Origin of the sequence: Bradyrhizobium sp. (assembly GCF_030654605.1) — a bacterium.
Lineage (GTDB): Bacteria > Pseudomonadota > Alphaproteobacteria > Rhizobiales > Xanthobacteraceae > Bradyrhizobium.
The window spans coordinates 12967-31507 of sequence record NZ_JAURXB010000256.1; the positions used below are offsets into that span (position 1 = coordinate 12967).

The window sequence follows — 18541 nt, forward strand, 5'->3', positions numbered from 1 at the left end:
GCGACTACATGTCGATGCTCATCGACAGGAGATAGGTGCGCGGTGCTCCCAGGAAGAACGTTCCGAATGAAGCCACGCTGGACCAGTAGCTCTCACCGGTTACGTTCTGAACGTTCGCGCGGAAGATCGTCTTCTTGCCGTTGATCGCCGTCGTGTAGCGGGCGCCGAGATCGAGCCGCGTCCAATCCGGAATCGGCTGCTTGTTCGCTGCATCGACGAATTGCCTGCCGGTGTAGATGACTGCCCCGTTCAAAGTGAGCCCTCGCACCCACGGGAGGTCCCACTCGACTCCAATATTGGCCTGGACGTTCGGAACGCCAATTGGCGTATTGCCCACGTTCGCCGCAATGGCGGTCTTCGTCAGGGTGCCATCCAGCAGCGAAACGCCTCCGAGGACACGAACATCGGGCATGAGTTCGCCGAAGACGTTGAACTCGAGGCCGCGTACCTGGGTTTCGGCGGTCGCCCCGAACCGCCCGGCCAACAGTTCGCCACTCGGCTTCGATATTTCGAAGGCGCTGAAGGTGGTGGCGAACTTGCCAAAGTCCACCTTGATGCCGGCCTCGTACTGCCTGGCGATGTAGGGCGGGAGCACTTCGCCGAAGTTGGAAGCGTTGTTCGGCGCCACGTCGCCCTTGCTCAATCCCTCGATGTAGTTGGCATAGAGAGAGACGTTGTCCCACGGCCGGACGACAAGACCGACCACGGGAGTAGTCGCGCTCTTGTCGGAGGAGTTCGTCAGCGTTCCGACATTGGAGAGATAGTTGTTCACCTCGACGCCCTGGCGCCGGACGCCCAACGTCAACAGGACGCGCTCGTCGAGTACGGACAAGGTGTCGGCAATCGAGAGCGCCGTGAGATTACTTTCCGAGAGTCGGGGGCGTCCGGGAATCTCGTTTGCAAACTGAGTTGGCGCGATCGTCGGACTGTAGATGTTCGACGTCACCGCGGTGCCGTTGGTGGTCCGCCGGAAAAGTTCGTCGTGATAGACTGAACCCTGGAAGGTGACGGCATGACGAACGAACCCAGTATCGAACCGGGCGCGGACGCCGCCATCATAGGTGTGCCGATCGATGCCGAGCCCGAAGAATCCCGGCGTCGAGGTGGTGTTGCCGAGGGCATTGGTGATCGTCGGGAGTCCGAAGAAGCGTTCGACATCGGTCTTCGATCCACCGACGTCGGCGAACAATGTAACCTGATCGCTGACATCGTATTCGTTGCGCCACAACACAGACTGATCGCTGATGCGCGACCATTCCCAGGGTTGTGTCACGTTCAACCGGCCATCCGGCGCCTTGGGCACTTGCAGGCCGGGCGCCACGAGGAAGGGACGCATCGGAGCATCGAACCGATCGGTCTGGGCGATGAGGTAGAGCCAGGACCTGAACCGCTCGCCCTGGTAGTCGAGAGCCAGCGATCCGACACCCGTCGTTTCGGATTGCCGGTCAATGGGCGTTTCGCCGCCGCGCAGGCTGCCGTTGGCGCGCACGCCCCATTCCTTGCGGTCGCCGTAGCGCCTCGCGACGTCCAAGTGACCGCCGAACCGCGCGTTCGAACCGTAACCCGCGGTGAAGCGGGTCAAGTCCTCTCCCGCACGTTTCGGCACAACATTGATGACGCCGCCGACGCCGCCATTGGGCGCGATGCCCGATAGCGCGGCTGAGGGACCCTTGAGCACTTCGAGGCGCTCGACGTATTCCGTGAAGATGCGGTAGCTCGGTGCGATCCCGTAAAGACCCTCGAACGCAAACTCGCCGTTGTTGCCTTCGTTGATCGGGAAGCCGCGAATGTTAAAGGAATCGAGCAGACCGCCCGTTGGGTGGGAGCTGCGCACCGAAGGATCCAGGATCAAGGCATCCGCACCCGTCGCCGCCTGCTGATCCCGGATGAACTTGTCCGTGTAGCTCGCCACATTGAACGGTGACCTCATCGTGGGAGTGTTTCCGAGCATTCCCAGCCGTCCGCCCCGAGCGACCTGGCCGCCTGCAAAGGCGGGCACGACACCCGGCTGCGATTGCACCGCGACGGTTTCGGTTTGTGCGCCAGGCGCCGTGATGCGTCGTGAAGTTGATCGGACCCGGGCGGCATTTCGCTTGGTCGGCGCACGGCGAGCCGACTGTTGGGTCGGAGCATCGACGGTAACGGGTGGAAGGGAGGCGCCGCTTTGCGGCGTTTGCGATTGAGCGGGCGATCCGAACCACGCCAGAAACGCCACTCCACCCAGCAGTGCCGTACCAAAGCGGCCTACCATCCCAACCCCACCAGCGCGTCGCATTCCAGAAAGTCCCCCATCAACAGCACGCTGCCCAACGTGCAATAGTTCTACGCTCGGCCTGCAACGATCATGGATCGAAGATCCGCGCTCCGCTTCCGAATCCGGCTCATACTTTTTGGCCCGGTGAATCAGCGCTCCTGCTGACTCGCACTCCGGATTGTTTGCCTGTGTCTTGTCGGCAAACTTCGATCGCCAGCGATCTGCAACGCTCTTTAGATAGGCGCTATGGTGACCGCAACGCAAATGCGACCGATACGAATTAGAATGCTTCGATCATCGACGACTCGACCTCGATCACATCGTGTTTGGAGAGTTTCTAATGATGTCTTGAAATCTATCCCATCACCGCCGCCGCTGCCCCCGGCACCACAAGCGGGCTCGCCACACCATGCAGGTTGCGGCGCTTGCGATGGAATTCGAGTACGCGTTTTGCCGTCCGGGTCTCCAGCCGCTCGAAGTCCTCGCGCGCCTCGGCAATATCCTTTTCGGACATCCTGCGGTCCGCCGCCCGCATCTGCAACAGCGCCTTGACCGTGGCCCAGGAGCAGCCGGCGGCCTTGGCGATGACTTGCACCACGCCGGGGTTGTCATTGAGGATCGCCCGTTCGGCGGTCTCGATCGGGCAGCGGGCGAGAACCGACAGGGCCATGGCCGCCTGTTCGAAGTTTTGCGCGCGCGCGGCCTTGTGAACGCTGCCCTCGCCGAGGTCGTGCCAGTTCTGCAGTTGCTTCACCCGCCACTTTGCCTTGGCGTGATCCCGCGACTTGTTGCGAAGCTCCAGATTGATGTCGTCGATCACCTCGGTTACCGCATCCTTCACCGCATCGGCAAATCTCGGATTTGCGCGTATCCTGGCGCAGACCGAAGCCGAGGCCGTCTCGAGAAGCTTCAGGAAGTGATGCCGGGGAATGTCGTTGCGCATTCCGACCCGCAGCGCGAGCTGCGCATCGTCGACGGCGCGAGCGACCAGCTCGCGAAAGCTGCCATCCGAAAAGCGGGCGCCGGCGTTGTCGGCGACCGTGCGGACGATTTCGGGCTCGCCGCGCGCGATGAGGATTTCGGTGATCGCTTCGCTGATCGTTCGACGATGCGCGATGGCCTGAAGATGATCCTGGCCCTGGGTACTGGCGTTGGCAATCAGGTCGGAGTCGCTGAGCGCTTCCGACTGGCTGAGAACCGGAGCCGCCACGGCGATGGCGTCGTCGAAGGCAAGCGCCCGAACCAGCGTCGCCGGCGCGTCCGGGGCGGTTGCAAGACGGCGTGCGAGCTTGATCCGGGTTTCCAGCTCGATCGCGGCAACGAGGGTTTTGAAAACCTCGTCGAACAGCTCGATCTGCTTTTTCGAATGACGGCCGGACCCGGCGACGAACAGGTCGGTGATGCGCGTGAGCGCCCTCAGCTGCCGCTTCGTGGGCCCGGATACCGCAGTGGTCTGAATTTCGCTGATCAGGGAAGATAACACTGTCATGGTCATGGGTCTCGGACATTTCCGCGGTGAGGTGGGTAGACAGAAGGGTGACAGAGCGTCTGTTAACGGCTGCACGTGAAAATAACTGACCCCAATTGCCTCACAGATGATTCAAATTGTTGCGGTTTCGAAACTGCTTTGCCCGTAGCTCGGCGGCGCGCGTCACGCCATGCGCTTGCCCGACGGATATCGGCATGAGATGCAGGCTGCCGACGAGTTGGGACGTTAGCGCGAAGCGCAGGACGCCATGCGCCGCTTTATCGCAGGCAAGCGCTGGCTGGACCAGGACTCGCCGGGTGAATTTCGCCGCGGCGGAGCCTGACTAGCGGGAGCGCTTCGGCAGTTTCGGGAGTTTGGCAGGGGAGAATTTCGGGATCGGCTCGCTCGCCTGTGCCGCGCGCGGCTGTTGCTGCTCGCTGAAGAGGAGTATTCCCTCGAGGATCACGCCCGGAAACTGTTCCGTCGTTGCTACATACGTGGCCACTCTGCCGGCGCACGTTCCCTCGAGCTTCACCTCGAGTTCCTGATCGTCGCCGAAGACCGTTGGCAGTCCTTCGGTATGCCTTTTTGTCGTGACGGTCGCGGTAAATCGATTTTCATCCACTTCGCAAGTGCCGTCGTAGGTCATGACGCCGTCGCGACCCCAGAGTTTCCCGTGTGCGACATGGACGATGCCGGTGCCCTGGCCGAGCGGGGTCTTGAACCACGCCGCATACGTGCCGTCCTTGAGCATTGTCAGGAGATCTCCTGGGTGTTTGCGAAGGATCATGATCGGCATGATTAGCTCTAAGAATTGGTTAATTTCGACACCCGGGGCGTACCGGGGTCCGCGTTCGGCAGACGCGCAGCGCCAGGCAAGGACCGGCTCCGCGAATCCGGAGCCGGCGTTTTCAGGGGAGCGTGCGGGAAGACCAGCGCGCTCAGTAGCAGACTTTCACCTTGCCGCTGTTCTGCCCCATCCCCGGCCCGGGATGCTTCGGCTGGGGCACGCCCGGCCGGTCGATCCAGTGGCAGCCGCGATACAGGCCGGTAATGCTGAGTTTCTTGACGGTGTATTGCGGGCCGCTGTTCCTGTTGAAGCCCGGATCGACACGGGTGGGCCCGTTACCGAAGCCCGGATCGATGCGGGGAGGGCCTCGGCCGAAGCCGGGGTCGATCCTGGCGGCGGCTTCGGCAACGCCTGACGTGACGAGCGTGCTGCCGGACGCCAGCGCCGCAACCGCGAGGGCTGCGAGCAAGGCGCGTGAGAGACGAATGCGGTACATGAGTTCTGCTTTCTGCTGTTGCGATGTCGGGTTGATTGGTCGCAACGCAGAGCAGGCCGGTTCGTCGCGCGCGTTGGCAAAGCGGGACGGCGATCGCGCTGCATGCGATGGATCACACAGCGGCTTCAGTGCCGTGCCGAATTCTCAACGGTGGCGGATATCGCCGCGTCGATGCGCCAACGGCAAGAACCGGCGCCGCAATGCGGAGCCGGTTCTGCCGATCAGGATGCGCGATAGAACGGATCAGTTGCAAGCCTTCATTGTGATTTCGGTTCCCGGCCGATAACGCGGGCCTGGCCTTTGGTACCAATAACAGTTGGAGCCCACGGTATATTTCGGGCCGGTATAATTTCTATTGAAGCCCGGGTCGATGCGCGTGGGTCCGTTGCCGAAGCCCGGATCGATGCGGGGAGGACCCCGGTTGAAGCCGGGATCGATGCGGCCGGCCTGTGCCGTGTCGGAAGCGAGGAGCGTGCTGCCGGATGCCAGCGCCGCGATCGCAAGAGCTGCGAGCGAGGCGCGTGAGAGACGAATGCGGTACATGTTTTCTGCTTTCCGTTGCTGCGAGGTCAAGGCTGGTTGGTCGCAGCGCAGTGCAGCGCAAGTTCATCGCAGGCCTCGGGAAAGCAGGACGAAGTTCACGGTGTATGCGAGGGATCACACAACGGCTTCAGCAGCGCCACGCCTCAGCGTCGCAGCGATTTGCAGCCCGGGACGACGCTGGATGCGTCTGATCGCGTCGCTTCCCAACCCTTCCCGGTTCGATCTGATTGGACGGATATCGCCCTCGCGCCGTTGCTGTGTGAGGCGCGTCACATAACGGAGGGCGTGACGGCGGTACCAACGCTGCATGACGTTTGCGAACCGAAACGCAGACGACAGCAACGGGAGCCCACGGTCATGAAACGCATTCTGGTCTTCACCCTTGTCGCACCGCCGCTGAGCTTCGCCACCGCGTTCTGGGTCCTGCTGCAGCTCGCAAACTGGGCCGGGGGAAGCCCGTCCACCTTCAACCTTCGTCAGGTGGCCTTGTTGCCGACGGTCTATCTGATCGGAGTGATCCCGGCGCTGCTGGCCGCGACGTATGACTTCGTGATGGAGGAAGCCAACGTATCCTATCGGGCCGGGCTCACAGCGACGTTCGCCTACGCCATCAGCTACGGGCCGCTGGTGATCGCAGGTCCGATGGAATTCACACAGGGACCCGCCTTCTGGCTGTTCGGGCTGGTCGGTGCCGTGCCCGCCGCGCTATGCTCGTGGCTGGCGACCGAGCAACAGCAACAGCCGCACCTGCAAACCGCCAGCGCCTGAAGAAAATCCCCGCAACCGGCAGCCGTTCGGCGCCGGAACCGGCCCCGCGATCCGGAACCGGCCCGCCTCAACCGCCGTACAGATACCGCGGCAGCCACAGCGTCATGCCCGGCCACATATACATGATGACCATGCAGATGATCACGATGAACATGTAGGGCATCATGCCGGCGAAAATCTGGTTCAGCGTGACGTGCTTCGGCGCCACGCCTTTCAGGTAGAACGCCGACATCGCCACCGGCGGCGACAGGAACGCGGCCTGCAGGTTGACGAACACCAGCACGCCCCACAGGATCGGATCGACGCTGAAGTGCTTCAGCATCGGCAGGAAGATCGGCACGAAGATCACGATGATCTCGGTCCATTCCAGCGGCCAGCCCAGCACGAAGATGATCGCCTGCGACAGGATCATGAACTGGACCGTCGTCAGATTGAGCGACAGCACCCAGCTCTCCAGCAGCGCCTGGCCGCCGAGAATGGCGAACACCGCCGAAAACAGCGCCGAGCCGACGAACAGCCAGCACACCATCGACGTGGTCTTGAGCGTGAGGAACACCGCCTCCTTGGTCTTCTTCCAGTTCAGCGTCCGGGCGTGGAAGGCGAGCAGAAAGGCGCCGGCGGCGCCGACCGCCGCCGATTCCGTGGCGGTCGTGATTCCGAACAGGATCACGGCGAGCACCACCACGGTCAGGATGCCCAATGGCATCACCGAGGTGATCAACAGCCGCAGCACCTCGAACTGCTCGGCCTCCATGATCCAGTAATAATAGAACAGCAACAGCAGCAGCACGGCCGCCGTGAACGCGAAGTACAGATAGAAGCCTTCCGGCGGACCGGACTCCGACGGCGCGGCCACGGTTTCGCTCTGCAGATTGCCCATCCGCTGCAGCACTTCCGGCGCGGCCTTCCTGGCGGGGCCGGACTGTTGCGCGGAACTGCCGAGCTCCTCGAGCTTTTCCTCGACCGGCGCGCTGGCTGGCGCCGATTGTCCGAGCGGCACCGGGGCCTCGACGCGCTCGATGGCGGTCGGCGCGTCCGGCTGCTGGTGAATCACGACGTACCACCAGATGCTCCACAAGGTGCCGAGCGTCAGCACCAGCGGCACCAGCACGAACGACAGGCTCCTGAGGATCTCCGAGTAGCCGAGCCGCGCGCCATCCACCGTGATGGCCAGGGCCTTCGAGGGGGCGACGGCCGCGGCCAGGAACGCCGGCAGCATCTTGCGCGAATACAGATTCCTGAATTCCGCGACCCAGGGCCGGATCGGCACCCGGGTTTCGCTCTCCGGCAGTTTGGGTGCGATCTTCGGGTTAATCAGCGCCCAGCCGATGATGTAGACGAGATAGAGGAACGCCAGGAAGAAGCTCGGGAACATCGCCGCGGCGTAGAGCTTCACCACCGACTGCCCGGCGACCGCGGCATAGACGATGATCATCACCGAGGGCGGGATCAGGATGCCGAGCGTGCCGCCGGCCGTGATGACGCCGGAGGCGAGTTTCACGTCATAGCCGGCCTTCAGCATCGGGTTGAAGGCGATGACGCCCATCAGCACCACCACGGCGCCGACCAGGCCGGAGGCGATGCCCCAGAAGGTGCAGACGATCAACGAGGCGACCGCGAGCGCCGCCGGCACCCGCCGGAACGCCAGCTGGATCGCGTAGAACATCTTGTCCACGAGCGCGCCGCGCTCCATCACGTAGCCCATCAGGACGAACAACGGGATGGAGATCAGGACGTCATTGGTCATCGCGCCATAGGTGCGCTGGACCATCAGGTCGAAGATGTGATTGTCGGCCCAGGATTCGCCGGCGCGGTAATAGGCGAAGAAGCCGAAGAACATGCCCAGGCCCATCAGCGTGAACGCGGTGGGGAAGCCCATGATGATGACGACGACGATGAGGCCGAGCATCAGGAGCCCGAGTGCGGGATCGCTCATTTCAGCAGGTCTCCGCCCATGCCGCGCTGGCGTGCGCTCTCCTCGATCCCCTGCGCATGCTCGATGGCGTTTCGGCGCGTTTCGTCATCGACATGCTCGCTCAGCGCCAGCTGTTCCTCGACCACGTCGATTTCGCTGACGTCCTTGAGGCGGCTCGGCCACACGCCGGTCTTCAGGCAAATGACGCAGCGCGCGATTTCAGCAGACCCCTGCAGCAACAGCAGGATGCCGGCCAGCGGGATCATCGCCTTGAAATGATAGACCGGCGGCCCGTCCGCGGTCACATTGGAATGCTCGTTGATGCGCCATGAGAGCGCGGCGTAATCCCAGCCCGCATAGGCCAGCGCCGCGATCCCGGGCAGGAAAAACACGATGTAGAGCACGAGGTCGAGGCCGGCCTGGGTGCGCGGCCGCATCGAGGAATAGAGAAAGTCGCCGCGGACGTGGGCGTTCTGCGCCAGCGTGTAGGCGCCGCCGAGCATGAACGCCGCGCCGTACAGCATGTTCGACGCGTCGAAGATCCAGGCGGTCGGCATGTTGAGGATGTAGCGCTTGAAAACCTCGGCGCAGACGAGAACCATCAGCCCCATCACCAGCCAGGCGGCCGCCTTGCCGGCAATCGTGCTGATGCCGTCGATGGTGTGCAGAAAACGGTCACTGTTCATGGAACCTGGACTGTTCGGTAGAAGGATGATCCGGACGAGATCGAGCGTATCGGCAGACCTGAAATCCGGCGCCGCGCGCGATCGCGCTCACGTCTTGAATTCGCAGGCGATGATGGGCCGAAGATACAAGACCCCGCCCGGGATTGCCATCCCGGGCGGGGTCTGTGGTCGGATTCTGTCGGCTCAGGTCTTCTTCTTGGCGTTGGGGCCGAAGTAGTGATTATACGCCATGCGGCGGTTCACCACGGTATCCTGCTCCCACTGGGTGGCGCGCTTGGCGAACGCCAGCTGGGAGGCGACGATTTCCTTGAACAGCGGATTTTCCGCCGACTTCTTCTCGACGACCTGATCGTAGATATCGAGCTGTGCCTGCAGGATCGAGTCGGGGGTCTTGTAGAACTTGACGTTATCCTTGGTCTGCATCTCGGCGTAGTCTTTCGAGTAGCGGTCGATCGCCTTCCAGGCCATGTCCTGTCCGGCCGCTTCGGCGGCGTTGTCGAGGATCGCCCGGATCTTCGCCGGCAGCGCGTTGTACTTGTCCTTGTTGAACATGATCTCGAACTGCTCGGCGTTCTGGTGATAGCTCTGCAGCATGCAGACCTTGGAAACGTCCGGGAAGCCGAGAATGCGGTCCGACGAGGCGTTGTTGAATTCGGCGGCATCGAGCAGGCCACGGTCCAGTGCGGCGACGATTTCACCGCCGGGCAATGCGTTCACCGCGGCACCCATGCCGGTGAACACGTCGATCGAGATGCCGACGGTGCGGAACTTGACGCCCTTCATGTCGTCCACTTTGGTGACAGGTTTCTTGAACCAGCCGAGCGGCTGGGTCGGCATCGGCCCATACGGGAACGAGACCACGTTGGCGCCGATCGAGGCATAGAGCTTCTCGAGCAATTGCTTGCCGCCGCCATATTTGTGCCAGGCGAGCAGCATGTTGGCGTCCATCGCATAGCCGGGTCCAGAGCCCCACAGCGCCAGCGCGTTCTGCTTGCCGTAGTGATAGACCAGCACGCCGTGGCCGCCGTCCAGCGTCCCCTTGGAGACCGCCTCGAGCAGGCCGAAGGCCGGAACCACGGCGCCGGCCGGAAGCACGTCGATCTTGAGGTCGCCGCCGGTCATGTCATTGACCTTCTTGGCGTAGTCGAGGGCGTATTCGTGGAAAATATCCTTGGCCGGCCAGGTGCTCTGAAAGCGCATGGTGGTCGCGCCTTGCGCGCTCACGATGCCCGGCGCCGCAACCGTCGCGGCGGCTCCCACGGCGGCCGTTTTCAGAAAGCGGCGACGGCTGGAAGTGGTGTCCTTCTTGGATGTCGTCATACGTTCTCTCCCCGTTTTGAGCCGATCCCCCCTGGAGATCGCACCCTTATTTATTGGCAGCGACACAAAGGCTTGCGCAGGGTTTTGGCAACAAAGTTCAGGGCGTTGCGACGCTTCGACGCGCCCCCGCCAAAGACGTTGACAACCTAGCTTCGGATTTATTCCGGTCGAATAGAACTTTAGTCTGCGGTCAGCGGAAATCGATCGCGCGCAGGATCACGCCGGGAGGATTGCCCTCCAGTTCGACGGCGCTGAATTTTTGCGCCGCACGCGTTTCGATCCGGTCGAGCAGCCGCAAGAACTGCTGCTCGCGCTTTTCCGGAGGCGTCCGGGAGGAGCCTTCCAGCGCATCCATGGCGTCGGTCGAGATGGCGCAGGCCACGCTGACCTCGTCGTTCTTCATGGTGAAGCGTACGACCATCCGGTTGAAATCGTAGTCCTGAAACTGGCCCGTGGTCAGCGCCATGTCGAATACTCCTGAATCGAACGTTCCGTCAGCCGGGGATCGGGAACTTCTTCTTCACCGGCGGCGGATTGAGTTCGAGGATCTTCGAAAGGCAATCTTCCCGGGTGGTGTGGGGGCCGGTGACGAAGGTTCCGCTCACCTTGGTCGAGTACCAGCCCGAAACGACGCCGAGACGCGCCGACTCTTCGGGTTTGACGTGACGTGCGGAAAGAATCTGCATGTGGCTTCCTTGACCATGAAGCGCTGGCGGAGATCGCCGGGCGCGGGGGAGGGGTTTTCCTTGCCGATCGCGCGCGTCTCGCGCGATCCAGTACGAACTGAACCGCTTTCGCGCGCTTTCGCCGGCTTTTGTTGCAAATCGTCGGTTCGCAGCCTCGGAACACAGCCCTGCATCCGGCTAGAGGCGAACCGGGATGACCGTGCGCCTTTCAGGCTCGAATAGCCATGACTTTCTGCTCGGGCGGCGGTGCGCTCGTCGATCCCGGCACGGCTCTGCCTCGCGCGTTCACGACCGGGGCACCCATGCGCCCTCAGGCGAGGCGGCCCGGTGTTACGGGCCTACCGCGACCAGCGCGGCTTTCCTGAAATCCTTGTTCTTTTCCTCGCGCAGCGGGTTTCTGGTTTCTTCCACCCGCAAATTCGAAACCACCGAGAACAGGACAAAGCCGCCCTTCTTGCGGGGCAGTATGAAATACTGCGAAATGCTGGCGCGTTCGGAATCTTCGCACGACGACATGCCCCTGAATACGACCTCGCTGTCGACCAGTTCGCTGTTGCGGGCTGAGGCGAACTTTCCTTTGCAGTCCTTGGCATCGTTACCGACGATCGCAGAGGCGACGTCCAGACCCTTCAGGCCGCCCTGCGCCGGAATGATTCTGACAAAGCCGATCGCGTCGTCCGATCGCCAGGCTGCGCCGTTGTTGACCAGCGTGGGCGGCGTTTCCGCCCGGCTGAGTACCCGCGGGTTATTGAGCGAAGCTTTCAGGATGAAGTTGGACGCAAACTCCATAGCCTCGAGCTGAAGCTCGGGCGTGGACGGTCCCGAGGCTGGCGTCAGGCTGCTGCCGGTTTGCGGCGGGGCCCCGCCGCGCGCGGCCACGGCCGGCGCTCGCTGCGGCAGGACGAAGTCCCTTGCACCGGCGATGCCGTCGCGGTTCACGGTCACGACGCAGTTGATCAGCGCCGGCAGCAAAATGCCGGTCTTGTCGAGATTGAACTGGAACAGATTGCCCTGGGCGAAGGCGCTCATGGTCGTCGATGCCCTGAACTGCTTGATCAGATCGGAGGTGTCGGGCATGTCGATGCTGACCGAATGGGCGGAAATGACCCTGCCGTCGACGTTGAACGGCGAGCGGCCATCGAAGGTGAGAACGATGGGAAATGTGCTGCCCGGCTTGAGTGACCAGCCGTTGTGCAAAAAACCGAGATTCCAGGTGACGTTGGAGCTCACCATCACGAAGACGGTGATGCCGCTCTTGTAGGGCGCCGATGCGACGCATCCGGTGAACGCGCCGGTCTGGTCGTTGGTGAACGCGCCGCCGCTCCAGTTGCCGATCTTGACGGAGCCGTAGGGCCCACGCGCCGTGACCGATGAAGCCGACAGTATCAGCAGCACAATGGCGCCGATTGCCCTGAGATACATGGTCCGCTCCTGCAATGATGCAGGGTATTGATTCCGCAACCTTTGCTTGCCGGCAAGGGGTAATTGTAGGATTTTCGGCGCAGTTCGCCGCTCAGCGCTACCCCGCCGTGCGCGCCCGCCGTCCCTCGATCGGATAGGCCGGATCGTTGAACCCCGGCGTCGAGGGGTGGCCTGGTGTCACGAGACGGTCGATCAGCGCCTCGTCCTCGGCGGTAAAGCGATAGTCCAGCGCCTTGAGATAATCGTCCCACTGCTCTTCGGTGCGGGGGCCTGCGATCACGCCGGACACGAAGGAGGAATTCAGCACCCATGACACCGCGAACTGCCCGGCGGTGATGCCGCGGGCCTCGGCATGCTCCTTGATCTGCTGCGCCAGTTTCAGCGATTCCGGCCGCCATTCGGTCTGCATCATGCGCTTGTCGTTGCGCCCGGCGCGGCTGTCCTTGTCGGGCGCGGCATCGGGGGCGTATTTGCCGGTCAGCACGCCGCGCGCCAGCGGGCTGTAGGGCACGATGCCGAGGCCGTAATAATGGCAGGCCGGGAAATGCTCGACCTCGGGCATCCGGTTCATGGCGTTGTAATAGGGCTGGCTGACCACGGGGCGGGCGATGCCGAGATCGTCGCAGATATTGCAGATCTCGGCGACCCGCCAGGCCCGGTAATTCGAGACGCCGAAATAGCGCACCTTGCCCTGGCTCATCAGTTCGCCCATCGCGCGCACGGTCTCCTGCAGCGGCGTCGAATGGTCTTCCTTGTGCAGGTAATAGATGTCGATGTAGTCGGTGCCGAGCCGCTTCAGGCTTTCTTCCGCCGCCTGCAGCACCCAGCGCCGCGACAGCCCGCCGCGATTGGGATCGTTGCCCATCGAATTGGCGAGCTTGGTCGCGAGCACCCAGCTGTGCCTGGAGTTTGAAATGGCGCGCCCGACCACTTGCTCGGAATTGCCGCCATTATAGGCATCCGCGCTATCGATGAAATTGACCCCGGCCTCGCGCGCCTTGGCGACGATCCGGTTCGACGCGGCTTCGTCGGTCGGCCCGCCGAACATCATGGTGCCGAGGCAGATCGGCGAAATCTTCAGGCCGCTGCGGCCGAGGGGGCGGTATTGCATGGGCATTTCCTCGCTGTTGCAACGTCATTGCGAGCTCCGCGAAGCAATCCATGCCTCAGCAAAAAGAAAGCTGGATTGCTTCGCTGCGCTCGCAATGACGGGCAGCCCTCAAGTCTCGTTCTTCAAGATCTTAAACACGCCGCTGGCCATGGCGATACAGCGTTTGTCGACAGTCACCTCGGTGGTGATGAAGATCAGGCTGCGGGTGGTGCGCACCACATGCGGCTTCGAGACCAGGGTCTCGCCGATCTTGCCGGCCTCGACGAAATGGGTGTCGAACTGCACCGTCGCCAGCGTCGGCTTGCCCGAGACGTAGCGGGCGGTCATGCCGCAGGTGCGGTCCGCGAAGGTCATCAGCACGCCGCCCTGCACCAGGCCGCGGCGGTTGTGGTGCTTGTCCTGCGCGACCAGCGCATATTCGTGCTCGCCGTCGACCAGGCGGTGCCACAGTGGCCCGATCAGATGCAGAAAGCCTGACGTTTCGACCACGGTCCAGCCGTCTGATTTGAGCTTTGCGGCGGCCTTGTCAGTCATGTCGTCCTGTCCGTCCCCTGCGGGGCATCCATGTTTTGAGGGCATTTCATCAAACGCGGGCGTGTTGTAGTCAAGCGGGATGACCAGGCCGTTCGACCATGCCACACGGCGGAATATCGCGGCGCGCTGCGCGGCGTTCGCGCGGCTGCCGGAAAGCGAACCCGTGCCCGCGCTGAAGCGGGCCGCCGTCGCCGTCGCGCTCACCGAGGCCGAGGCGGCCGGCGGCACCGCATTGCTGTTGACCCTGCGCGCCTCGGGCCTGCGCGCCCACAGCAACCAATGGGCGCTGCCGGGCGGTCGCTGCGACGAGGGCGAGACGCCGGCGCAGGCAGCACTTCGCGAACTGCACGAGGAGCTCGGCCTCGAGCTCGGCGAGGGCGAGGTGCTGGGCCTGCTCGATGACTATCCCACCCGGTCCGGCTATCTGATCACGCCTGTCGTGTTGTGGGCGGGCAGCAGCACGGCGTTGTCGCCCAACCCCGACGAGGTCGCCTCGGTGCATCGCATCGCGCTCGACACCATCGAGGATGCCGACGCCTTCTCCTTCACCACGATTCCCGAAAGCACACGGCGCGTGATCCGCTTTCGCCACGCCGGACAATTCATCCACGCCCCGACCGCGGCGCTGATCTACCAGTTCCGCGAAGTGCTCGCCGGCCGCGACACCCGCGTCGCCGAACTGGAACAGCCGGTGTTTGCGTGGAAATAGGGCGAGTAGCCGACCCTGATGAATGAAACAAACACCGCTGTCATCGCCCGGCTTGACCGGGCGACCTAGTATTCCAGAGGCGTTTGAGGTGGATCGGGAGAGCGCGGCGTACTGGGTCGCCCGGTCAAGCCGGGCGATGACAGTTTTTTCCGGGAGGCGGTTGCAGACCACTGCTCTTTCGACAACCATGCGCCCAACAACAAGGGGAGGCGCCAAATGCGCATCTGGAACGCACTACTCGCAACCGCGGCCGTATTCGGCATCGGCTTCGCCGCGGCCCACGCGCAAACCTTCCCGAACCGCCCCATTACGCTGGTGATTCCGTTCACGCCCGGCGGCTCGACCACGATCGTCGGCCGCGGCGTGGCCGACAAGATGAGCGAGCTGCTCGGCGAAAAGATCATCGTCGACAACCGTCCCGGCGCCGGCGGCACCATCGGCACCAGGGCGGTGGCGAAGAGCGATCCCGACGGTTACACGCTGCTGCTCGGCTATACCGGCACGCTGGCGATCGGCCCGTCGCTCTACAGGAATGTCGGCTACGATCCGCGCAAGGATTTCGCGCCGATCGGTCTGATCGGCAATGCGCCGAATTCGCTGGTGGTCAATCCCCAGTTTCCGGCCAGGACCGTGGCCGAGCTGGTCGCCTATGCCAAAGCCAATCCCGGCAAGGTCAATTTCGGCTCGGCCGGCGCCGGCACCGCCAGCCACATCACCGGCGAATATTTCGCCCGCGCCGCCGGCATCACGCTGGTGCATATCCCCTACAAGGGCACCGGTCCTGCGCTGACCGATCTGCTGGGCGGGCATATCCCGATGGCGTTCGCGCCGATCCCGGCCTCGCACAGCAATGTCGCGGCGGGCAAGCTGCGGGCGCTCGCGGTGACCAGCGCGACGCGCTCCAGCCTGTTGCCTGAGGTGCCGACGATCGCCGAGTCCGGCTTGTCCGGATTCGACGCCTCGCTGTATTACGGCCTGGCGGCGCCGGCCGGCACGCCGCGGCCGGTCATCGACAGGCTCAACAAGGCGCTGCGCGACGCGCTGGCCTCCGACGAGGTCAGGAAGCAACTGGCGCTGGATGGCACCGAGATCACCCCGGGCACGCCGGAAGACTATGCCGCCTTCATCGACAAGGACGAAAAGAAATGGGCCGGCCTCGTCAAGGCCAGCGGCGTCGAGCAGGAGTGAGGCAAGCGGCCGCGAGCGCTTTTTCTTCTCCCCTCCCTCCGCGCGCACTTGCGCGTGGCGGGGAGGGGTCGGGGGTGGGGAGCGTCTCCGCAAACTCGCTGGCAATGTTACTCGCCGATAGACCCCCCACCCCCGACCTCGAGAGCGAGCTTCGCTCGCCTCGGACCCCGCCGCGTTGCGGGGGGAGGGGAGAAGCGTCCCTTCTTTGGTGGCTGACTTCGACGGCCTTCTTGCTAAACAGGTCGAATGTGCACCTCAGCGATTCGTTTTTGTTTTGGGTTCCCTGCGCTCGCGCTGTTGCTGATGGCGCCGCCGGCGGCGGCCATCGATGCCGCGGTGCTGCCGCCGGCCACTGCGGAAGCGATGGCGCAGGTGGCGTCGCCGCAGGCGATTGCGGAATATCGCCGCAAGCTCAGGGAATATCAGGCGGCGCGGGCGGCGTTCGATCAGAAAGCCGAACCTTATTGGACATCGATTGCCGAAAAACGGCGCGGCCGCAACGCCAAGCGGCGCGAGCGCCAGGCCATCACATCAGACGATTATGTCCTGACCCAGCCGCCGCTGTATGACGGGCCGAAGCGGCCGGTGGATCCGGAGCCCGGCGACAAGCCCCCCGAGCGCAAGCCGCTTCCCGTCGTCGCCGACTTCCTGAAGGCTGCCGCTACGCATTTCCAGTTCACGCCGCAACGGCCCGCCAGAGAGGTCGAGTTCAAGCGCGCCTATGGCCGCACGGCGCTGGCGTCGGGGCTGACGCGCGAGCAGATCGTGCGAGTCTATGCGTTCGAGACCGGCGGCAACGGCAATCACGACATGCAATCCGGCTTGAGCGCCTCGCGCCCGGGCTCGCGCGCGATCTCCACCGCGGTCGGCTACAACCAGTTGCTCACCACCAACAGCGTCTCGCTGCTCGCCGAACAGGGGCATGACATCGTCAAGGCGTTGACGGAAAAGGCCGCCGGGCTGTCAGGGCCGGCGCGCAAGGCGATGGATCACAAACTGGCGATCCTGAAGCGGATGGTGGCGTTCACGCGTTCGGTGCCGGTGCAATGGTCGGAGCACGAAAAACTCGCCAACACGCCGCAGGGCTGGGGCGTCCACGCCCTCGTGCTGGACATCGACATCGGCCCGCTGCTCCAGACCCACAAGCTGCTGACCTCGGTGCTGTTTGCGCGCGCCAAGGGCTACACGAAACCGCTCAGCGCCGCCGAACTCGAGATGATGAACCTGACCGGCGACTCCACGGGCCTCGACATGGTGACGATGCCGCAGGCGATGCGCGAACGGGTGCCGACGGCGAATTTCTTCCAGCGCGGCGGCTACGAACGCAACCCGGTCGCGATCCGCCACAACACGGTGGCGAAGCTGTTGGCGATCACCGACGAGCGGATGAATGTCAACAGCAACCTGCCGGGCGCCAGGGAATTGGCCGGCGCGTTCTGATGGATTGCTTGATACATCGTCGTCCCGGCCTCCGCGCCGGGACCCATACGCCGTATCCCATCGTTCGGGCACGGCGTTAGAGACCTTCTTCAATGACTGCCGCCGCGGAGTATGGGTCCCGGCGCGGAGGCCGGGACGACGGGCGGTGGGGCTATCAATCAACCCGGCCCGAACATGAACTTGCCGTCGCCCTCGAGATAGGGGCCGGTGCGCATATAGAGCTGGCCGTTCTCGCCGATGAAGAACAGCGTGCCCTTCGGCACCTTCTTGGCGCCTTTCAGCAGCTGGCCGGCATTGTTGGTGCCCATCTTGTAGGAGAAGGTCTTGCCGTCCTTGCCATAGCCGTAGCCCATGTCGGACTTCAGCTCCCAGGGCGTCGGCGCGGGGGCTTGCGCAAATGCCGATGTCGCCGGCGCGGCAAGCGCCGCGGCCACGGCAAGGGCGGCTGCCATCAAAAGGGGTTTGGTCGAAGTTCTCGTCATCCTGCATCTCCCAGCGACCGGTCCGAAGAAACCGATCTCGATCCTTTGAACAAACCACGAACGTCATTATTCCGTCAACGTGCCTGTTCGCCGCATCAGGCTCTCCGGGGAGTTTGCATAAGGGACTTTACATAAGACTTTGTGATTTCCCGCTTCCGACTTCGCGACTATGTTCCGGTTTCGGTCTAAATCAGTATTTCTGGAAGAAAGCTCATAGGGATGATTCGGATGAACCACGCGATGAAGATTTGTCTCGGCGCCGCGCTGTCGCTCGCGACGCTGGTTCCCGTGGCGCAAGCCGAAGATTTCAAGCTCAGCAACAACCAGCGAATTGCCTGCAGCCGCGGCCTCAGCCCGGGCAAGCTCAATACCGCGACCTGCAAGTCCTACGCCTATATCTTCAACGTCAAGACCTCGGAGTATTTCCGCTGCCAGGTCACCCTGGCGCTGACACGGGACAACAAGGAAGTGATCAACGTGCAGAGCGACGGCGGCTGCGTCAAGAAGCCCCGCATCTTCGAGACCGACTCCAACTATTCGTTCGACGCCACCGAGACCGAGCCGCCGAACACCAATTCGTTCTTCGGCACCGGCGGCTACGCGGTGTGGGCCAGCGACAACACCGCGCGCAAAGTCCGCGGCTGCATCATCATTTCTTCCGGCCTCGGCTCCGACGTCTCGAAATGCCTGGACATGAAGTTCGAGTGATCGCAGGCAGCCGCGATCGCC

19 protein-coding genes are annotated in these 18541 nt (G+C 63.4%); 5 read left to right on the forward strand and 14 right to left on the reverse strand.

Translation table 11 applies throughout. The features are described from left to right. Positions 1 to 4 precede the first annotated feature (4 nt). The 5 genes from Q7U29_RS22880 to Q7U29_RS22900 form a co-directional block, all read right to left on the reverse strand. Positions 5 to 1930: a TonB-dependent siderophore receptor gene (locus Q7U29_RS22880; RefSeq protein ID WP_304745078.1), complete on the reverse strand. Its 1926-nt coding sequence runs from the start codon at positions 1928 to 1930 to the stop codon at positions 5 to 7. 679 nt (positions 1931 to 2609) lie between these two features. Beyond that, on the reverse strand, positions 2610 to 3749 hold the full coding sequence (locus Q7U29_RS22885; protein ID WP_304745080.1) for a DUF2336 domain-containing protein: 1140 nt from the start codon (positions 3747 to 3749) through the stop codon (positions 2610 to 2612). A 316-nt stretch (positions 3750 to 4065) separates the two neighbouring features. Then, the gene (locus Q7U29_RS22890) at positions 4066 to 4476 is read right to left on the reverse strand and encodes a hypothetical protein (RefSeq protein ID WP_304745135.1); all 411 of its coding nucleotides are present in this window, start codon (positions 4474 to 4476) and stop codon (positions 4066 to 4068) included. Positions 4477 to 4663: 187 nt separating this feature from the next. Continuing rightward, entirely contained in the window at positions 4664 to 5008 is a 345-nt protein-coding gene (locus Q7U29_RS22895; RefSeq protein WP_304745081.1) for a hypothetical protein, read from the reverse strand. Between the two features lie 243 nt (positions 5009 to 5251). Beyond that, a complete protein-coding gene (locus Q7U29_RS22900) occupies positions 5252 to 5551 on the reverse strand; it encodes a hypothetical protein (RefSeq protein WP_304745083.1) in 300 nt (99 codons plus the stop codon). A gap of 357 nt (positions 5552 to 5908) precedes the next feature. Between Q7U29_RS22900 and Q7U29_RS22905 the strand changes: the two genes are divergently transcribed. Continuing rightward, positions 5909 to 6319 (forward strand): DUF5413 family protein, encoded by a 411-nt coding sequence (locus tag Q7U29_RS22905; protein ID WP_304745085.1) that lies wholly within the window; start codon positions 5909 to 5911, stop codon positions 6317 to 6319. Between the two features lie 67 nt (positions 6320 to 6386). On the opposite strand, the gene Q7U29_RS22910 is transcribed toward Q7U29_RS22905, so the two are convergent. From Q7U29_RS22910 to Q7U29_RS22945, 8 genes are all read right to left on the reverse strand, one after another. Beyond that, complete coding sequence (locus Q7U29_RS22910) at positions 6387 to 8255, reverse strand: TRAP transporter large permease subunit (RefSeq protein ID WP_304745087.1); 1869 nt, start codon at positions 8253 to 8255, stop codon at positions 6387 to 6389. After that, positions 8252 to 8920 carry a TRAP transporter small permease subunit gene (locus Q7U29_RS22915; RefSeq protein ID WP_304745089.1) on the reverse strand — a complete coding sequence of 223 codons (669 nt, stop codon included), beginning with the start codon at positions 8918 to 8920 and terminating at the stop codon, positions 8252 to 8254. The genes Q7U29_RS22910 and Q7U29_RS22915 overlap by 4 nt, the downstream gene beginning before the upstream one ends. A 183-nt stretch (positions 8921 to 9103) precedes the next feature. Beyond that, positions 9104 to 10240 (reverse strand): TRAP transporter substrate-binding protein, encoded by a 1137-nt coding sequence (locus Q7U29_RS22920; protein ID WP_304745091.1) that lies wholly within the window; start codon positions 10238 to 10240, stop codon positions 9104 to 9106. A 190-nt stretch (positions 10241 to 10430) separates the two neighbouring features. Further along, entirely contained in the window at positions 10431 to 10706 is a 276-nt protein-coding gene (locus Q7U29_RS22925; RefSeq protein ID WP_304745093.1) for a DUF1488 family protein, read from the reverse strand. 28 nt (positions 10707 to 10734) lie between these two features. Continuing rightward, positions 10735 to 10926: a hypothetical protein gene (locus tag Q7U29_RS22930; protein WP_304745095.1), complete on the reverse strand. Its 192-nt coding sequence runs from the start codon at positions 10924 to 10926 to the stop codon at positions 10735 to 10737. Between the two features lie 330 nt (positions 10927 to 11256). Beyond that, positions 11257 to 12348 carry a hypothetical protein gene (locus tag Q7U29_RS22935; RefSeq protein WP_304745097.1) on the reverse strand — a complete coding sequence of 364 codons (1092 nt, stop codon included), beginning with the start codon at positions 12346 to 12348 and terminating at the stop codon, positions 11257 to 11259. A gap of 97 nt (positions 12349 to 12445) precedes the next feature. Next, on the reverse strand, positions 12446 to 13459 hold the full coding sequence (locus Q7U29_RS22940) for an aldo/keto reductase (RefSeq protein WP_304745099.1): 1014 nt from the start codon (positions 13457 to 13459) through the stop codon (positions 12446 to 12448). A 108-nt stretch (positions 13460 to 13567) separates the two neighbouring features. Then, positions 13568 to 13993 carry a PaaI family thioesterase gene (locus tag Q7U29_RS22945; RefSeq protein WP_304745101.1) on the reverse strand — a complete coding sequence of 142 codons (426 nt, stop codon included), beginning with the start codon at positions 13991 to 13993 and terminating at the stop codon, positions 13568 to 13570. Between the two features lie 79 nt (positions 13994 to 14072). Between Q7U29_RS22945 and Q7U29_RS22950 the strand changes: the two genes are divergently transcribed. From Q7U29_RS22950 to Q7U29_RS22960, 3 genes are all read left to right on the forward strand, one after another. Then, positions 14073 to 14702 carry a CoA pyrophosphatase gene (locus Q7U29_RS22950; protein WP_304745102.1) on the forward strand — a complete coding sequence of 210 codons (630 nt, stop codon included), beginning with the start codon at positions 14073 to 14075 and terminating at the stop codon, positions 14700 to 14702. 216 nt (positions 14703 to 14918) lie between these two features. Next, positions 14919 to 15890 (forward strand): tripartite tricarboxylate transporter substrate binding protein, encoded by a 972-nt coding sequence (locus Q7U29_RS22955; RefSeq protein ID WP_304745104.1) that lies wholly within the window; start codon positions 14919 to 14921, stop codon positions 15888 to 15890. A gap of 303 nt (positions 15891 to 16193) precedes the next feature. Then, entirely contained in the window at positions 16194 to 17330 is a 1137-nt protein-coding gene (locus Q7U29_RS22960; protein WP_304745106.1) for a hypothetical protein, read from the forward strand. A gap of 158 nt (positions 17331 to 17488) precedes the next feature. Here Q7U29_RS22960 and Q7U29_RS22965 read toward each other — a convergent pair whose 3' ends face one another. Continuing rightward, on the reverse strand, positions 17489 to 17812 hold the full coding sequence (locus Q7U29_RS22965) for a hypothetical protein (protein WP_304745108.1): 324 nt from the start codon (positions 17810 to 17812) through the stop codon (positions 17489 to 17491). A 228-nt stretch (positions 17813 to 18040) separates the two neighbouring features. Between Q7U29_RS22965 and Q7U29_RS22970 the strand changes: the two genes are divergently transcribed. After that, positions 18041 to 18520 carry a hypothetical protein gene (locus Q7U29_RS22970; protein WP_304745109.1) on the forward strand — a complete coding sequence of 160 codons (480 nt, stop codon included), beginning with the start codon at positions 18041 to 18043 and terminating at the stop codon, positions 18518 to 18520. Positions 18521 to 18541 lie beyond the last annotated feature (21 nt).

Excerpts from the sequence above, each read along its gene's own strand:
- Q7U29_RS22880 (WP_304745078.1), bottom strand. The coding sequence starts at position 1,930 with ATGAGGTCACCGTTCAATGTGGCGAGCTACACGGACAAGTTCATCCGG.
- Q7U29_RS22885 (WP_304745080.1), bottom strand. The coding sequence starts at position 3,749 with ATGACCATGACAGTGTTATCTTCCCTGATCAGCGAAATTCAGACCACT.
- Q7U29_RS22890 (WP_304745135.1), bottom strand. The coding sequence starts at position 4,476 with ATGCTCAAGGACGGCACGTATGCGGCGTGGTTCAAGACCCCGCTCGGC.
- Q7U29_RS22895 (WP_304745081.1), bottom strand. The coding sequence starts at position 5,008 with ATGTACCGCATTCGTCTCTCACGCGCCTTGCTCGCAGCCCTCGCGGTT.
- Q7U29_RS22900 (WP_304745083.1), bottom strand. The coding sequence starts at position 5,551 with ATGTACCGCATTCGTCTCTCACGCGCCTCGCTCGCAGCTCTTGCGATC.
- Q7U29_RS22905 (WP_304745085.1), top strand. The coding sequence starts at position 5,909 with ATGAAACGCATTCTGGTCTTCACCCTTGTCGCACCGCCGCTGAGCTTC.
- Q7U29_RS22910 (WP_304745087.1), bottom strand. The coding sequence starts at position 8,255 with ATGAGCGATCCCGCACTCGGGCTCCTGATGCTCGGCCTCATCGTCGTC.
- Q7U29_RS22915 (WP_304745089.1), bottom strand. The coding sequence starts at position 8,920 with ATGAACAGTGACCGTTTTCTGCACACCATCGACGGCATCAGCACGATT.
- Q7U29_RS22920 (WP_304745091.1), bottom strand. The coding sequence starts at position 10,240 with ATGACGACATCCAAGAAGGACACCACTTCCAGCCGTCGCCGCTTTCTG.
- Q7U29_RS22925 (WP_304745093.1), bottom strand. The coding sequence starts at position 10,706 with ATGGCGCTGACCACGGGCCAGTTTCAGGACTACGATTTCAACCGGATG.
- Q7U29_RS22930 (WP_304745095.1), bottom strand. The coding sequence starts at position 10,926 with ATGCAGATTCTTTCCGCACGTCACGTCAAACCCGAAGAGTCGGCGCGT.
- Q7U29_RS22935 (WP_304745097.1), bottom strand. The coding sequence starts at position 12,348 with ATGTATCTCAGGGCAATCGGCGCCATTGTGCTGCTGATACTGTCGGCT.
- Q7U29_RS22940 (WP_304745099.1), bottom strand. The coding sequence starts at position 13,459 with ATGCAATACCGCCCCCTCGGCCGCAGCGGCCTGAAGATTTCGCCGATC.
- Q7U29_RS22945 (WP_304745101.1), bottom strand. The coding sequence starts at position 13,993 with ATGACTGACAAGGCCGCCGCAAAGCTCAAATCAGACGGCTGGACCGTG.
- Q7U29_RS22950 (WP_304745102.1), top strand. The coding sequence starts at position 14,073 with ATGACCAGGCCGTTCGACCATGCCACACGGCGGAATATCGCGGCGCGC.
- Q7U29_RS22955 (WP_304745104.1), top strand. The coding sequence starts at position 14,919 with ATGCGCATCTGGAACGCACTACTCGCAACCGCGGCCGTATTCGGCATC.
- Q7U29_RS22960 (WP_304745106.1), top strand. The coding sequence starts at position 16,194 with ATGGCGCCGCCGGCGGCGGCCATCGATGCCGCGGTGCTGCCGCCGGCC.
- Q7U29_RS22965 (WP_304745108.1), bottom strand. The coding sequence starts at position 17,812 with ATGACGAGAACTTCGACCAAACCCCTTTTGATGGCAGCCGCCCTTGCC.
- Q7U29_RS22970 (WP_304745109.1), top strand. The coding sequence starts at position 18,041 with ATGAACCACGCGATGAAGATTTGTCTCGGCGCCGCGCTGTCGCTCGCG.